The sequence below is a fragment of the Pseudomonas oryziphila genome, assembly GCF_003940825.1.
GTDB classification, from domain to species: Bacteria; Pseudomonadota; Gammaproteobacteria; order Pseudomonadales; family Pseudomonadaceae; genus Aquipseudomonas; species Aquipseudomonas sichuanensis.
Genome location: NZ_CP034338.1, coordinates 1,226,020 through 1,241,427, shown reverse-complemented (window position 1 = coordinate 1,241,427; position 15,408 = coordinate 1,226,020). Strand labels below are relative to the sequence as shown.

The 15,408-nt window shown below is 64.0% G+C and carries 10 protein-coding genes; 9 read left to right on the top strand and 1 reads right to left on the bottom strand.

Going from position 1 to position 15,408, the window contains the following annotated elements; genetic code table 11:
- Positions 1-55 precede the first annotated feature (55 nt).
- From glpK to glpD, 3 genes are all read left to right on the top strand, one after another.
- Positions 56-1,555, top strand: coding sequence for a glycerol kinase GlpK (gene glpK / locus EJA05_RS05855; protein ID WP_110995135.1), 1,500 nt, complete (start codon positions 56-58; stop codon positions 1,553-1,555).
- A gap of 136 nt (positions 1,556-1,691) precedes the next feature.
- Positions 1,692-2,447: a DNA-binding transcriptional repressor GlpR gene (gene glpR / locus EJA05_RS05850; RefSeq protein ID WP_110995134.1), complete on the top strand. Its 756-nt coding sequence runs from the start codon at positions 1,692-1,694 to the stop codon at positions 2,445-2,447.
- 183 nt (positions 2,448-2,630) lie between these two features.
- Positions 2,631-4,163, top strand: a complete 1,533-nt coding sequence (gene glpD, locus EJA05_RS05845) for a glycerol-3-phosphate dehydrogenase (protein ID WP_125857624.1) — start codon at positions 2,631-2,633, stop codon at positions 4,161-4,163.
- A 68-nt stretch (positions 4,164-4,231) separates the two neighbouring features.
- Here the strand turns inward: glpD and EJA05_RS05840 are convergent, their stop codons facing one another.
- Positions 4,232-8,557, bottom strand: a complete 4,326-nt coding sequence (locus EJA05_RS05840) for an NEL-type E3 ubiquitin ligase domain-containing protein (RefSeq protein ID WP_125857623.1) — start codon at positions 8,555-8,557, stop codon at positions 4,232-4,234.
- A gap of 323 nt (positions 8,558-8,880) precedes the next feature.
- Between EJA05_RS05840 and EJA05_RS05835 the strand changes: the two genes are divergently transcribed.
- The 6 genes from EJA05_RS05835 to aauR all read left to right on the top strand — a co-directional run bounded on the left by EJA05_RS05835 (position 8,881) and on the right by aauR (position 15,400).
- On the top strand, positions 8,881-9,798 hold the full coding sequence (locus tag EJA05_RS05835; protein WP_125462845.1) for a glutamate/aspartate ABC transporter substrate-binding protein: 918 nt from the start codon (positions 8,881-8,883) through the stop codon (positions 9,796-9,798).
- 147 nt (positions 9,799-9,945) lie between these two features.
- Positions 9,946-10,692, top strand: a complete 747-nt coding sequence (locus EJA05_RS05830) for an amino acid ABC transporter permease (RefSeq protein WP_125462844.1) — start codon at positions 9,946-9,948, stop codon at positions 10,690-10,692.
- Positions 10,693-11,364, top strand: coding sequence for an amino acid ABC transporter permease (locus EJA05_RS05825; protein WP_125462843.1), 672 nt, complete (start codon positions 10,693-10,695; stop codon positions 11,362-11,364). It begins immediately after the preceding gene.
- Positions 11,361-12,095 carry an amino acid ABC transporter ATP-binding protein gene (locus EJA05_RS05820; RefSeq protein ID WP_110995129.1) on the top strand — a complete coding sequence of 245 codons (735 nt, stop codon included), beginning with the start codon at positions 11,361-11,363 and terminating at the stop codon, positions 12,093-12,095. The genes EJA05_RS05825 and EJA05_RS05820 overlap by 4 nt, the downstream gene beginning before the upstream one ends.
- A gap of 58 nt (positions 12,096-12,153) precedes the next feature.
- Positions 12,154-14,058 carry a two-component sensor histidine kinase AauS gene (aauS, locus tag EJA05_RS05815; protein WP_125857622.1) on the top strand — a complete coding sequence of 635 codons (1,905 nt, stop codon included), beginning with the start codon at positions 12,154-12,156 and terminating at the stop codon, positions 14,056-14,058.
- Positions 14,059-14,071: 13 nt separating this feature from the next.
- Positions 14,072-15,400: a two-component response regulator AauR gene (aauR, locus tag EJA05_RS05810; protein WP_125462841.1), complete on the top strand. Its 1,329-nt coding sequence runs from the start codon at positions 14,072-14,074 to the stop codon at positions 15,398-15,400.
- Positions 15,401-15,408: the final 8 nt, after the last annotated feature.

The window sequence follows — 15,408 nt, the reverse complement described above, 5'->3', positions numbered from 1 at the left end:
GGCTCCAATGCTCGCCACGCCCTGAACCACTCCTAATTCCTGCAAGGCCATCGACATGACAGACACCCAGGACAAGAACTACATCATTGCCCTCGACCAGGGCACCACCAGTTCTCGGGCCATCATCTTCGACCGCGACGCCAACGTGGTCGGCACGTCGCAGCGCGAGTTCGCCCAGCACTACCCGCAGGCCGGCTGGGTCGAGCACGACCCGATGGAAATCTTCGCCACCCAAAGCGCGACCATGGTCGAAGCCCTGGCCCAGGCCGGTATCAGCCACGCCCAGGTAGCCGCCATCGGCATCACCAACCAGCGTGAAACCACCGTGGTGTGGGACAAGGAAACCGGCCGTCCGGTGTACAACGCCATTGTCTGGCAGTGCCGCCGCAGCACCGAGATCTGCGCCCAGCTCAAACGTGACGGCCACGAACAGTACATCCGCGAAACCACCGGCCTGGTCACCGACCCTTACTTCTCCGGCACCAAGCTCAAGTGGATCCTCGACAACGTCGAAGGTGTTCGCGAGCGCGCCGAGCGCGGCGAGCTGCTGTTCGGCACCATCGATACCTGGCTGATCTGGAAGTTCTCCGGCGGCAAGGTGCATGTCACCGACTACACCAACGCCTCGCGCACCTTGATGTTCAACATCCATACCCTGGCGTGGGACGAGAAGCTGCTGGATATCCTCGGCATCCCACGGCAGATGCTGCCCGAAGTGCGCCCTTCGTCGGAAGTCTATGGCCAGACCAAGAGCGGCATCAAAATCGCCGGCATCGCTGGCGACCAGCAATCGGCGCTGTTCGGCCAGATGTGCGTGGAGCCCGGGCAGGCCAAGAACACCTACGGCACCGGCTGCTTCCTGCTGATGAACACCGGCGACAAGGCGGTCGCTTCGTCCCACGGCCTGCTCACCACCATCGCCTGCGGCCCGCGCGGCGAAGTGGCCTATGCCCTGGAAGGCGCCGTGTTCAACGGTGGCTCCACCGTGCAGTGGCTGCGTGACGAGCTGAAAATCATCAACGACGCCTATGACACCGAGTACTTTGCCAGCAAGGTCAAGGACAGCAACGGCGTGTACCTGGTGCCCGCCTTCACCGGCCTCGGCGCGCCGTACTGGGACCCCTATGCCCGTGGTGCGCTGTTCGGCCTGACCCGCGGCGTGAAAGTCGACCACATCATCCGTGCCGCGCTGGAATCGATCGCCTACCAGACCCGCGACGTGCTCGATGCCATGCAGCAGGACTGCGGCCAGCGCCTGAGCGAACTGCGCGTGGATGGCGGTGCGGTGGCCAACAACTTCCTCATGCAGTTCCAGGCCGACATTCTCGGTACCTGCGTAGAGCGCCCGAAAATGCGCGAGACCACCGCCCTCGGCGCCGCCTACCTGGCCGGCCTGGCCTGCGGTTTCTGGAGCGGCCTGGACGAGCTGCGCGACAAGGCGATCATCGAACGCGAGTTCAGCCCGCAACTGGATGAAGCGGCGAAAGAGAAGCTGTACAAAGGCTGGCGCAAGGCCGTGGACCGCACCCGCGACTGGGAAGACCACGACGCCTGATCATCGAACCATCGAGGGGCAAGTCGCAGCGGCGACTTGCCCCTCGATGGCTGCTTGCGCAGCAACCCAAGCTGGTCCTACTCCCCTTCCTCCGGCATCATTGCAGAATTTTTCCGGCTGCCCCCAAGGACCGCCCATGAATCTGCCTCCACGCCAACAACAAATCCTCGAGCTGGTCCGCGAACGCGGCTACGTCAGCATCGAGGAAATGGCGCAGCTGTTCGTCGTCACTCCGCAGACCATCCGCCGCGATATCAACCAGCTCGCCGAGGCCAACCTGCTGCGCCGCTACCACGGGGGCGCTGCCTACGACTCGAGCATCGAGAACACCGCCTACGCCATGCGCGCCGACCAGATGCGCGACGAGAAGCAGCGCATTGCCGAAGCCGTGGCCCGGCAGATCCCCGACCATGCCTCGCTGTTCATCAACATCGGCACCACCACCGAATCCATCGCCCGGGCGCTGCTCAACCACAACCACCTGAAGATCATCACCAACAACCTGCATGTGGCGGCGATCCTTGGCGCCAAGGACGATTTCGAAGTGCTGATCGCTGGCGGCACGGTACGCCGAGACGGCGGCGTGGTAGGCCAGGCCAGCGTCGACTTCATCAGCCAGTTCAAGGTCGACTTCGCCGTGGTCGGCATCAGCGGCATCGACGAGGACGGCAGCCTGCTGGACTTCGATTACCAGGAGGTGCGCGTGTCCCAGGCGATCATCGCCAATGCCCGCCAGGTGATCCTCGCAGCAGACTCCAGCAAGTTCGGGCGCAACGCCATGGTCCGCCTTGGCTCGATCAGCCTGGTGGACTGCCTGGTGACCGATCAGGCCCCTACCCCCGCCCTGACCCAACTGCTCAATCAGTACAAGATCCGCCTGGACGTGGTCTGACGCCTCCTTTCTGCAGGCGCCGGCTTGCCGGCCCTGCACGATGTTCGTAAATGTTCATTTAATTGTCATCCGATCAGTTTTTTCTATAAAGACTCACTGGCGGCCGCCTGTTCATTGCGCTAGTATTTTCGCAAACGAACATCAATGTTCATATTCGATATGGACAGCCCAGGAGGCCTTGCTGTGTCCCAGCCCGTTTCGCCCCAACCCCTCGACTGCTACGACCTCGCCGTGATCGGTGGCGGCATCAATGGCGTAGGCATCGCGGCAGACGCCGCCGGGCGCGGCCTGAAGGTATTCCTTTGTGAAAAGGACGACCTGGCCCGGCACACCTCCTCGGCCAGCAGCAAGCTGATCCACGGCGGCCTGCGCTACCTCGAACATTACGAATTCCGCCTGGTGCGCGAAGCCCTCGCCGAACGCGAAGTGCTGCTGGCCAAAGCCCCGCACATCGTCAAGCCAATGCGCTTCGTCCTGCCGCACCAGCCACACCTGCGCCCGGCCTGGATGATCCGCGCCGGCCTGTTCCTCTATGACCACCTGGGCAAGCGCAAGCGCCTGGGCGCCTCGCGCAGCCTGCGCTTCGGCCCGGGCTACCCGCTCAAGCCAGCCATCACCCGCGGTTTCGAATACGCCGACTGCGCTGTCGACGACGCCCGCCTGGTGGTCGTCAACGCCATGGCCGCCCGCGAGAAAGGTGCACACATCCACACCCGCACCCGTTGCCTGCGTGCCGAGCGGGTCGAGGGCATCTGGGAAGTGGAGCTGCAACACGCCGACGGCAGCCTGCGGACCATCCGCGCCCGCGCCCTGGTCAACGCCGCCGGCCCCTGGGTGGCCAGCTTCATCAAGGACGATCTCAAGCTCGATGCGCCTTACGGCATCCGCCTGATCCAGGGCAGCCACCTGATCGTGCCGCGCCTGTACGAAGGCGAGCACGCCTATATCCTGCAGAACGAAGACCAGCGCATCGTCTTCTGCATCCCCTATCTGGAGCGTTTCACCCTGATCGGCACCACCGACCGCGAATACAGCGGCGACCCGGCCAAGGTGGCGATCACCGAGCAGGAGACCGACTACCTGCTCAAAGTGGTCAACGAACACTTCAACCACCAGCTGAGCCGCGCCGACATCCTGCACACCTACTCCGGCGTGCGCCCGCTGTGCAACGACGAGTCGGACAACCCATCGGCAGTGACCCGCGACTACACCCTGGCGCTGTCCGCCGCAGCAGGTGAAGCGCCACTGCTGTCGGTATTCGGCGGCAAGCTCACCACCTACCGCAAGCTGGCCGAGTCGGCGATGGCGGAGCTCAAGCCGTTCTTCACCCAGATGCGCGGCAGCTGGACCGCCGATGCGCCGCTACCCGGCGGCGAAAGCATGACCAGCGTGCAGGCACTGGTGGACGCCGTGCTGGCCAGCCATGCCTGGCTGCCGCTGGATATCACCAAGCGTTGGGCTGTGACTTACGGCAGTCGCGTCTGGCGCCTGCTCGAGGGCGTGAATGGCCCCGAGGACCTGGGCCAGGCCATCGGTGGTGGCCTGTTCACCCGCGAAGTGGACTACCTGTGCAGCCAGGAGTGGGCGGTCGACGCCGATGACATTCTCTGGCGCCGCACCAAGCTCGGCCTGTTCACCAGCGCCGTCGAGCAACAGGCGCTGGTCGACTACCTGGCACACACCCGACAAGATCGTGCGCCGGTTCAAGCCGCCTGAACGGCGGCAAACCAGCGCACGGCAGATACCCGGCACCTCGGCGAGTGCTAGTGAGTCCCCAGGGGCGTTCACGGATGTGAACGCTCGTAGGCTTCGCGGGCCAGGGTGCGAACAAGCTCACGCTCAACCCCCTCGAGTTCAACCATCAACGCCGTGCTTTGCTCGAGATAGTACTGCTCACCGGTCTGCTCCACCCCCTGCTCGATGACTTCCAGGCGCTGATGAAAAGGCTCGGCCAGCACTTCGAAGCGTTCGTGATCGCGTTCACGCACGTAGCGTTCCCAGAATGGCCGTTGCGCCAACGACTCGACCACCCGCTCACGGGTCTCCGAAGCAAGTACCTGCGCCTGCGCCCGCCTCAGGTCACTGGTGCTGACATTGGCGAAACTTTCGTAGTGCATGGCCGGTGGCTGCGCGGGTAATCCCAATGCCTGCGCCAGCCTGACCCGCAAGCACAGCCGTACTTCTATCTCGTCGACCATGGCGACACCGCGCTGCAGCAGGCTCTGCACATGCCGTGCGGCAATACGATCCAGTTCGTCGAGCCTAAGCAGGCCGCGCCCTAGCTGCACAAGCCGCCTTTCCACCTGAGCCTGTGGCCCTTCGAACACGGCCTGCTCGGCCAACACCGCAAGCTCGAACTGGCTGAGCGTCAGCAACAGGCGATCTTCACAGGTGCGCGGCCCACTGGCCTCGCTGAACAGGCGCATGCGCAACGATTCATGGGCGTGGCATGCCTCAAGAATGTGCCAGACCCGGCTTCGGTAGTACTCAGGGTATTGGTCAAAATCATCGATCTGGGCAAAGTCGGCGAGAAACCGGAACAGATCGGCCGAATCAGACTCGGCTTGCAATGCATCCCATATTGCCTGGCGCTGAGTGCGGGCCTCACCGTACTCGTGCCCCAACCACAAATCGCGCAGGGCAGAATCGACAGGGGTATGTGCCGCCTGCAGCTCACGTGAACCAGCGGCCTGCTCCAACAGCGCCTCATCAGCTTCGCTCAGCGGGTTGTCATGCAGGCTCAGGCGGCCCAGACGCAGGCGCAGCGTGTTCAGTTCCAGGCGCAACTGGCGGATGCTGTTGTCGCGCAAGTCCGCCAAACCGCGCCAGGACAGACGACGCGCTGGCTCCGGCATGGTGTCCAGCCCTGTCGAACGCAGCAGTACCCGCCGCAGGTGACGCAGGCCTGCCAGGTCAGGGGCGCGCCCCAGAGGATTGTGGCTCATGTCCAGGGTATGCAGGCTCGATAGCGGCATCAGCCGGGCGTTGCCTGCCATGTCCAGGCTGATCTGGTTGCGTGCCAGGTGCAGTTGCCGCAGGCGCGTCATGCGTTCTATCCCCGCAGGGATCGCAGTCAGTGCGTTCTCTCGCAGGTCCAGCTCAAGCAAGTTGGGAAAACGTGCCAGAAAATCAGCGTCGACCTCACCCAGCCCCATATCCCTGAGTACCAGGCGCCGAACGTGAGAAAAATCGACCCCTGCCGGCAACATCGGCAGGCTGCCCACCCGCTCCCCCTCGACAGTCAGCACCGGGTCACCGGCCAGATCAACCAGCTTGCGCCGCCAACTGCGTCGAATCACATCCGCCACACGCTGCCGGTGAAGCAGTTGCAACGGGTTGGCCGCCTCATCACGCCACCTGCGCAACTGCTGGCGCAATTCACCCAACTGGCGCTGCAACAGACTGTAATGCTCCCACAGGTCGACCCGCCTGCTAAGCAGATCCAGCACATAGGCTTCCATCTCAAGTTCGGTGAGCGTGGGGAAGATCTGGTGAATACCGCGTCGGATCGCCTGCCGGCTGCCCACACCCCGACCACTGAGCGGGTAACCCACGCGCCCGTCAGCCAACCGCCGAGGCGGTTGCAGGCCACGCCCGACAGGCGCCATCCCGATCACCCTGGCCACTTGCTCGCGATCGGCACTGGCACTGGCGGCCAGGCGATCGACGAACATCTGCTCATCGCTGGCGCCCTCCCCCAACTGCGCTTTCTGCGCTTGATCCAGGCTTAGCCACAATGCGCGCAACAGGCTGTCACGGTCAGAAGCATGCTCGGCGCCCGGGCCATCCTGCAGTGTGTATCCACCTTTGGCCTTGACCACACGCAACACAGTGCTGGCCTGCGCGCTACCCTGAGAGGCCAGCAACGCACCATCGACCTTGGCTTCGCGCAACTCGATACGCACGCTTGCCGACCAAGGCAGCAAGCGCTCGACCAGCCCCAACGCCAGACGTTCGCAGTCAGGGTTGACCGCTTCGGCTCCGCGCAGGCCGGCACAAGCACGATCCAGGCGGCTGTTCCGCAGCTGCCAGCGTGCCCGCTCGGCCAACGCCAGCGGCACCCGTCCACGCTCCAGCATTGCGGCGACCTGCCCGCTGCTGGCCTGCGCGACGATTTCCTCGGCCACGGACACGCTCAGCCCTGGGAAATCCCGACGCAACAGGCTGGCCGAACGGCTCGGCACTCGCTCACGGTCGGCCAGGTAACCATCGAAAGCCTCACCGCGCAGGGCCGGGTACTGTCGGTGCAACTCATGGCGCTCGAAAGCGTCGAGCAGCCGTGCGGGGGGCGGGGCGTTTTCCAGGTGCAATTGGCGAAGACGCCCCTCGTCCAGGCCAGTCACCTCGGCCAGCATCTGAGCGGTAGCGTTCGGCACGCTCGCCAATCGGCGATCCAGGCGACGTAACAACAGGCCAACACCTTGCCAGCGTTGTGGCTGCTCCAGCTCATGGCGCCAGCTCCCGCTGCCGTTGTGCTCAAGCCTGGGCGCATGGGCTGTGCTGCGCCGGGGATGCTGGATGCGCCATTGGCCGCCCTCTGCCGATCGGCTCACCTGGTAGGCCCCATCGGGCAAGCGCAGGCGCCAGCCATCCGCCACGCGTACCTGATGCCCAACTGCCGTGTCCTGGTCTTCCAGCTGATAGGCCTCAAGTCGCTCGCTGGCGAGCCGGGTCGCCCCCGTGCCGGTACGCACCGGCATCAGCCCATCCACGAACGGCAGGCGCCGTGTGAGCCCCACGGCGGCGGACCCTGCCTTGCCCACCACGACCCCGACCGCCAGGTTCTGCGCCACGGTGAACAGATGGTCCAACGCGCCCTGGCGATCACCGATCTGCCAATCCTGATAACCCTCGTAGACCTGTTCGGCGATCTGTACCGCCGTCACAGTCAGCATCACCTCCCCCAACACTGGGATGAACAGCCCGGCCAAGGCCAGCAAGTCGAAACCAGCTGCAATCATCCCATCCAGGCGTGCATGTCGGTCGACGTCGTCTTCATCGCCGGTCGGCACCGCCAGCACGCGGGCATCGTCCAGCAACTTCTCCAGTTGCAGTTTGCGCAAATGCACGAATAGCGAATCATCGATGGCCAGGTTGCGCCCGTCCAGTTCGAGCGCCGCCCCCGCCGCAGTAGCCCTGCCCAACGCCTTGAGCGCCCCGAAGAATAGCGGGCGATCCCGTTCGCTGATGAAACGCCCAAAGAACATCCTGGCAGTGCTGTCGCGCAGGCGCTTGCCCAGTGCCAGGTAAAGTGCCTCCCAGGATGCATATCGGCTCAGAGGTTGCCGGGGGTCTCCCGGAATCCAGGCGATCACGGCCTTGAGCGACTCGCCTGGCGCATCGCGGACCTCAAGAGTGACCACGCCGCGCACCTTCTTCCCCAGCAGGTAGAGCTGGCGGACCGTGATCTGCCCGGGGGCCGATGGCACTGCCGGCTTCGCGGCAAAAACCGCCAGCAATTCGAAATAGCTCTGTTCATCGACCTGCTCCCTGAGCCTGGCCATGCGTACTGCCACTTCCAACTGCGCCCGATGGTTCTCCTCCATCTGCCGCTCGATTTCACGACGGATCGACCCTCCCTCCCCCGAAGGCTGGAACGTCAACTTGAGCAGGGCCTGGTAGCTGCCCCCCAGGTCGAGCTTGCGGCAAAGCATTGCGAAGGCTTCAAAACCGAACGCCAGCGGCCTGCCGGTCTCATCGGTCAGTTCGGCACGACGAAAGATCGAAGGTCGTGTCTCGCTTTCGTGGAAATTGTGCAGCGCGGCGGCCAGCAGGCTCTGGGTCGAATGATGGATGTAAGACGGCGCCTTCAGATGGGGCGAGGCAGTGGGTAGTTCGACATCCCGACTGATACCCACCTGGCAGCGGCGAACATCCAGCTTGCCAGCTCCGGCCTGCTCCAGCGCCTTCTCGAGCAGCGGTGCGGCATAAACCTCCATAGAGGGGATGGCATCGAACAAGGGCGCAAGCCGATGTGCGCTTTCCTGTTGCCCGCGCAGGGCCTGGTTGAGCGCGACCAGGCGTGACTCGTCTGCCTGGGTCAACCACGCAGGCAAGCGGTTGGCAATGAATGCATCGATTGAATCGGGCGTAATGGCAACTTCGGTCATGCCTGGGGCTCCTGGCGCAAAAGCCCCAGCAGAGCACCAGCCAGCGCCCGGCCGGCGTTAAATAGATCTTGCCAGCCATTCATTCGGTTTTCCGAACGGTCGCCGACCATCCATTCGGGAATCCGCACGAAACATCAGCATCCATTACCGTCAAAAAAGATTAATCCCCAGTGTTTTCGCGCCGTTATGATCATTGCCAGAGCTTGGCACGACTCATGCTCTACACTTGGTAGCCGAATGCACCCGCTTCATTGCGGTATTCGTTGAACGAAAGAGTCCGCCAACGGCTCCATAAAAAAAACAAACACGTCGAGGAAAATTTGATGCGCATCGTTCGTCAATTGCTGGGCGCCGCTATCGCGGCTGCAGTCATCGCATCGCCAGTCATGGCCGAAGAGCTGACCGGCACCCTGAAGAAGATCAAGGACTCGGGCACCATCACCCTGGGCCACCGCGACTCCTCCATCCCGTTCTCCTACCTCGCCGGCAAGCCGGAGCCCGTGGGCTTCTCCCACGACATCCAGATCGCTGTGGTCGACGCCCTGAAGAAGCAACTGGGCACCGACATCAAGGTCAAGTACAACCTCGTCACCTCGCAAACCCGCATCCCACTGGTGCAGAACGGCACCGTGGACCTTGAGTGCGGCTCCACCACCAACAACGTCGAGCGCCAGCAACAGGTTGGTTTCTCGGTGGGCATCTTCGAAGTCGGCACCCGCCTGCTGACCAAGGTCAAAGACGGTCAGCCTTCCTATAAAGACTTCGCCGACCTGGCCGGCAAGAACGTGGTGACCACCGCCGGTACCACTTCCGAGCGCATCCTCAAGGCGATGAACGCCGACAAGCAGATGAAGATGAACGTGATCTCGGCCAAGGACCACGGCGAAGCCTTCAACATGCTCGAAAGCGGCCGCGCCGTGGCCTTCATGATGGACGACGCCCTGCTCGCCGGTGAAATGGCCAAGGCCAAGAAGCCGTCCGACTGGGTCATCACCGGCACCCCACAGTCGTACGAGATCTACGGCTGCATGGTGCGCAAGGACGACCCGGCCTTCAAGAAAGCGGTCGACGAAGCCATCGTCGCCTACTTCAAGTCGGGTGAAGTCAACAAGAGCTACGACAAGTGGTTCCAGCAGCCGATCCCACCGAAAGGCCTGAACCTGAACTTCCCAATGAGCGACGAGTTGAAGAAGCTGATCGCCGAGCCGACCGACAAGGCCGCGGACGAGAAGAAGTCCTGATCCCAGGCAACTAGTGGCCTGGTGCGCAACGCGCACGTTTCGATCCGACAGGCCACTTTTTAGTGTCTAACCTTTACATCCGAGGGCGTCGAACGCCCCCGGATGTATCAAGGTGCCCGTGAAACAACCGTCTGAGGGGAAATCCCGATGAATTACAACTGGGACTGGGGCGTGTTCTTCAAGTCCACCGGCGTGGGCAGCGAAACCTATCTGGACTGGTACATCACCGGCCTGGGCTGGACCATCGCCATCGCTGTCTCCGCCTGGATCATCGCGCTGCTGCTGGGCTCGCTGCTCGGCGTCATGCGCACTGTGCCTAACCGCCTGGTGTCAGGGATTGCCACCGCCTACGTCGAGCTGTTCCGTAACGTACCGCTGCTGGTGCAACTGTTCATCTGGTACTTCCTGGTGCCCGACCTGCTGCCCGAAGGCCTGCAGGAGTGGTTCAAGCAGGACCTCAACCCGACCACCTCGGCACTGATCAGCGTGGTCATCTGCCTCGGCCTGTTCACCGCCGCCCGTGTCTGCGAACAGGTGCGCACCGGTATCCAGGCGCTGCCGCGTGGCCAGGAATCGGCAGGTCGCGCAATGGGCTTCAGCCTGTCGCAGATCTACATGAACGTGCTGCTGCCCCAGGCCTACCGGATCATCATTCCGCCGCTCACCTCGGAATTCCTGAACGTGTTCAAGAACTCTTCGGTAGCGTCGCTGATCGGCCTGATGGAACTGCTGGCACAGACCAAGCAGACCGCCGAATTCTCCGCCAACCTGTTCGAAGCGTTCACCCTCGCCACATTGATCTACTTCACCCTGAACATGGGCCTGATGCTGCTCATGCGCATGGTCGAGAAGAAAGTCTCGGTACCTGGCCTGATCTCCGTGGGGGGCAAGTAAATGGACATGGATTTCAGCGAAATCATCCCGGCCCTGCCCGCCCTGTGGGACGGCATGGTCCTGACCCTGCAACTGATGGTGATGGGTGTGGTCGGCGGTATCGCGCTGGGCACGATCCTCGCCCTGATGCGTCTGTCGTCGAGCAAGCTGCTGTCGAACTTCGCCGGCGCCTACGTCAACTACTTCCGCTCCATCCCGCTGCTGCTGGTCATCACCTGGTTCTACCTGGCGGTGCCTTTCGTGCTGCGCTGGATCACCGGCGAAGACACCCCGGTGGGCGCGTTCACCTCCTGCGTCGTGGCCTTCATGATGTTCGAGGCGGCCTACTTCTGCGAAATCGTGCGGGCCGGCGTGCAATCGATCTCCAAGGGCCAGATGGGCGCCGCGCAGGCACTGGGCATGAGCTATGGCCAGTGCATGCGCCTGATCATCCTGCCCCAGGCGTTCCGCAAGATGACCCCGCTGCTGCTGCAGCAGAGCATCATCCTGTTCCAGGACACCTCGCTGGTGTACACCGTGGGCCTGATCGACTTCCTCAACTCGGCGCGCTCCAACGGCGACATCATCGGGCGCTCCCATGAGTTCCTGATCTTCGCCGGTGTCGTCTATTTCCTCATCAGCTTCTCCGCTTCCTGGCTGGTCAAGCGCCTGCAAAAAAGGATCACCGTATGATTTCCATCAAGAACGTCAACAAGTGGTACGGCGACTTCCAGGTGCTGACCGACTGCAGCACCGAGGTCAAGAAAGGTGAAGTGGTGGTGGTCTGCGGCCCGTCGGGCTCGGGCAAGTCCACGCTGATCAAGTGCGTCAACGCGCTGGAGCCGTTCCAGAAAGGCGACATCGTGGTCGACGGCACCTCCATCGCCGACCCCAAGACCAACCTGCCCAAGCTGCGTTCGCGGGTCGGCATGGTGTTCCAGCACTTCGAGCTGTTCCCGCACCTGTCGATCACCGAGAACCTGACCATCGCCCAGCGCAAGGTACTCGGCCGCAGCGAGGCGGAAGCCACCAAGAAGGGCCTGGCCCTGCTTGACCGCGTAGGCCTGGGGGCCCACGCCAAGAAGCACCCCGGCCAGCTGTCCGGCGGCCAGCAGCAGCGCGTGGCGATTGCCCGCGCCCTGTCGATGGACCCGATCGTCATGCTGTTCGACGAACCGACCTCGGCGCTGGACCCGGAAATGGTCAACGAAGTGCTCGACGTCATGGTCGAGCTGGCCCACGAAGGCATGACCATGATGTGCGTTACCCACGAGATGGGCTTCGCCCGCAAGGTCGCCAACCGGGTGATCTTCATGGACAAAGGCAACATCATCGAGGACTGCCAGAAGGAAGACTTCTTCGGCAACCCGCAAGGCCGCCACGAGCGCACCCAGCACTTCCTCAGCAAGATCCTGCAACACTGAGTGAGCCACGTCCGCTGCCTGCCCGGCAGCGGACGCTGGTCGTGACAAGGCCACTGTGATGAAATGCGACCCTTCGCTCCTTCGCCCTGCCCAGCCTGCCGTGAAATCCCGCCTGATCCGTCAATTGCTGCTGCCGCCCCTGGTCATCCTGCTGATGGTCGGTCTGGGCATGGCTGGCTATCTGATCAGCGAGAGCAATGGCATCCGCACCCTCAGCGAAAGCGGCGAGCGCGCGCTGGAACTGCATGCGCGCACGGTCGAAAGCGAAATCAGCAAGTACACCTACCTGCCCAGCCTGCTGGAGCTTGAAGACAGCGTCTCGCGCCTGCTCACCGACCCCGAAGCCGGTGATCGCCAAGCCGTCAACGAATACCTCGAAGGCCTGAACCGGCGCAGCCGCAGCCGGGCGATCTTCGTCCTCGACACCAACGGCCGGGTGCAGGCCACCAGCAACTGGCGCGACGCCGATTCCTTCCTCGGCGAAGACCTGGCGTTCCGTGCCTACTTCCAGACCGCCGTGCGCGGCGAGCCCGGGCGTTTCTACGGCATCGGCAGCACCACCGGCGAGGCCGGCTATTACCTGGCCCATGGCCTGGAAGAACACGGCAAGATCATCGGCGTGGCAGTGATCAAGGTCCGCCTGGACACCCTCGAAGAGCGCTGGCAACGCGCCCGCCTGGAAGCCTTCGTCAGCGACGAGAACGGCATCATCATCCTCTCCAGCGACCCGGCCCGGCGCCTCAAGTCGGTCCGCCCGCTGAACCCGCAGATCAAGGAACGCCTGGCGCGCAGCCTGCAGTACTACTGGTGGCCGCTCAACGAGCTGCAACCGCTGGCCCGCGAAACCCTGGCCGATGGCGTGGAGAAACTGACCTTCCCGGCCAACAGCGAAACCGCCCACGGCAAGCCCCACGAGGTGACCTACCTGGCCCAGACCCGACGCCTGGTCGACACCCCCTGGCACTTCACCCTGCTCACCCCGCTACAGGACCTGCGCCGCGAATCCATGGTGCAGGGCATCCTGGTCGGCGTGGCATTCGCCCTGCTGGCGATCCTGGCCATAGCCTGGAACGAACGACGCAAGGTGATCGCCACCCGCCTGGCTGCTCGCGAGGCGCTGGAAGAAGCCAACAGCCACCTGGAGCGCAAGATCACCGAGCGCACCGCCGACCTGCGTGCCAGCAACGAACGCCTCAAAGGCCAGATCCGCGAACGCCGCCACGCCGAACAGACCCTGCGCCAGGCCCAGGACGAGCTGGTACAGGCCGGCAAGCTGGCGGCCATCGGCCAGATGTCCACCAGCATCGCCCATGAGCTCAACCAGCCCCTGGCGGCCCTGCGCACGCTGTCGGGCAACACCGTGCGCTTCCTTGAACGCGGCGCACTGGAAACCGCCAGCGCCAACCTGCGCACCATGAACGACCTGATCGACCGCATGGGCCGCATCACCGCCAGCCTGCGCTCGTTCGCCCGGCGCGGCGACGACCGCGGTCAGGCCTCGCTGGAAAAGGCCGTCGAGGCCACCCTGCAGGTGCTGGGCAACCGCATCAGTGCCTGCCATCTGCAGTTGCACCGCCAGTTCGACGACCAGCAGCTGGCCATCGACCAGACCCGCCTGGAACAGATCCTGGTCAACCTGATCGGCAACGCCCTGGACGCCATGGCCACCCAACCGCTGCCGCAGCTGTGGCTGGAAGGCGAAGCCCAGGGCGACAAGTACCGCCTGTGGGTACGCGACAACGGCCACGGCATCGACCCGGAAGCGCGCAAGCACCTGTTCGAACCGTTCTTCACCACCAAACCGGGCGAGCATGGCCTGGGCCTTGGCCTTACCCTGTCGGCCAGCCTGGCCACCGCCGCCAAGGGCACCCTGAGCGTCGAACACCCCGCCGGTGGCGGCACTGCGTTCGTCCTCGCCTTGCCCCTGGCCACGCCCCCCACCGAATCCGCAGAGCTCCCATGAACGAAGGGTCCCTATGAACCAAGCACCCTTGACGGTCTTGATCGTCGAAGACGATCCCCATGTGCTGCTCGGCTGCCAGCAGGCGCTGGCCCTCGAGGACATCGCCTGCGAAGGCGTCGGCAGCGCCGAGCAGGCACTGGAACGCATCGGCGACGATTTCGCCGGCATCGTCGTCAGCGATATCCGCCTGCCGGGCATCGATGGCCTGGAGCTGCTCAACCGCCTCAAGGCCCGCGACCGCAGCCTGCCAGTGGTGCTGATCACCGGCCACGGTGATATCGACATGGCGGTCGGCGCCATGCGCAACGGCGCCTACGATTTCATGGAAAAACCCTTCTCGCCCGAGCGCCTGGTCGACGTGGTCCGCCGCGCGCTGGAGCAGCGCGGCCTGTCCCGGGAGGTGGTCGCCCTGCGCCGCCAACTGGTCGAACAGAGCAGCCTGGAAGGCCGGATCATTGGCCGCTCGCCGGCCATGGAGCACCTGCGCGAACTGATCGCCAACGTTGCCGACACCTCGGCCAACGTGCTGATCGAAGGCGAGACCGGCACCGGCAAAGAGCTGGTCGCCCGCTGCCTGCACGACTTCAGCCGGCGCCAGGGCCAGCCGTTCGTGGCGCTGAACTGCGGCGGCCTGCCGGAGAACCTGTTCGAAAGCGAGATTTTCGGCCATGAGGCCAACGCCTTCACCGGCGCCGGCAAACGGCGCATCGGCAAGATCGAGCACGCCAATGGCGGCACGCTGTTCCTCGATGAAGTGGAGAGCATGCCGATCAACCTGCAGATCAAGCTGCTGCGCGTGCTGCAGGAGCGCACTCTGGAGCGCCTGGGCTCGAACCAGAGCATCCCGGTGGACTGCCGGGTGATCGCCGCCACCAAGTCCGACCTCGACGCCCTCGGCCAGAGCGGCCAGTTCCGCAGCGACCTGTATTACCGCCTCAACGTGGTGACCCTGGAGCTGCCGCCCCTGCGCGAGCGCCGCGAAGACATCCTGCAGCTGTTCGAGCACTTCCTGCAGCAGTCGGCGCTGCGCTTCGACCGTGAGGCGCCACAGCTCGACAGCCAGACCCTGTCGCAACTGATGGCCCACGACTGGCCAGGCAACGTGCGCGAACTGCGCAACGTCGCCGAACGCCATGCCCTGGGCCTGCCGGCGTTCAAGAAGGGCCCCAGCGGCGGCGCCAGCCAGGGCCTGGGCTTTTCCGAGGCGGTCGAGGCGTTCGAGCGCAACCTGCTCAGCGACGCCCTGCAGCGCACCGGCGGCAACCTCAGCCAGGCCAGCCAGGAGCTGGGCATGGCCAAGACCACACTGTTCGACAAAGTGAAGAAATACGGCCTCGGCTGATCGGCAAC

Excerpts from the sequence above, each read along its gene's own strand:
- EJA05_RS05830 (WP_125462844.1), top strand. The coding sequence starts at position 9,946 with ATGAATTACAACTGGGACTGGGGCGTGTTCTTCAAGTCCACCGGCGTG.
- aauS (WP_125857622.1), top strand. The coding sequence starts at position 12,154 with ATGAAATGCGACCCTTCGCTCCTTCGCCCTGCCCAGCCTGCCGTGAAA.
- glpK (WP_110995135.1), top strand. The coding sequence starts at position 56 with ATGACAGACACCCAGGACAAGAACTACATCATTGCCCTCGACCAGGGC.
- EJA05_RS05840 (WP_125857623.1), bottom strand. The coding sequence starts at position 8,557 with ATGACCGAAGTTGCCATTACGCCCGATTCAATCGATGCATTCATTGCC.
- aauR (WP_125462841.1), top strand. The coding sequence starts at position 14,072 with ATGAACCAAGCACCCTTGACGGTCTTGATCGTCGAAGACGATCCCCAT.
- EJA05_RS05820 (WP_110995129.1), top strand. The coding sequence starts at position 11,361 with ATGATTTCCATCAAGAACGTCAACAAGTGGTACGGCGACTTCCAGGTG.
- glpR (WP_110995134.1), top strand. The coding sequence starts at position 1,692 with ATGAATCTGCCTCCACGCCAACAACAAATCCTCGAGCTGGTCCGCGAA.
- EJA05_RS05825 (WP_125462843.1), top strand. The coding sequence starts at position 10,693 with ATGGACATGGATTTCAGCGAAATCATCCCGGCCCTGCCCGCCCTGTGG.
- EJA05_RS05835 (WP_125462845.1), top strand. The coding sequence starts at position 8,881 with ATGCGCATCGTTCGTCAATTGCTGGGCGCCGCTATCGCGGCTGCAGTC.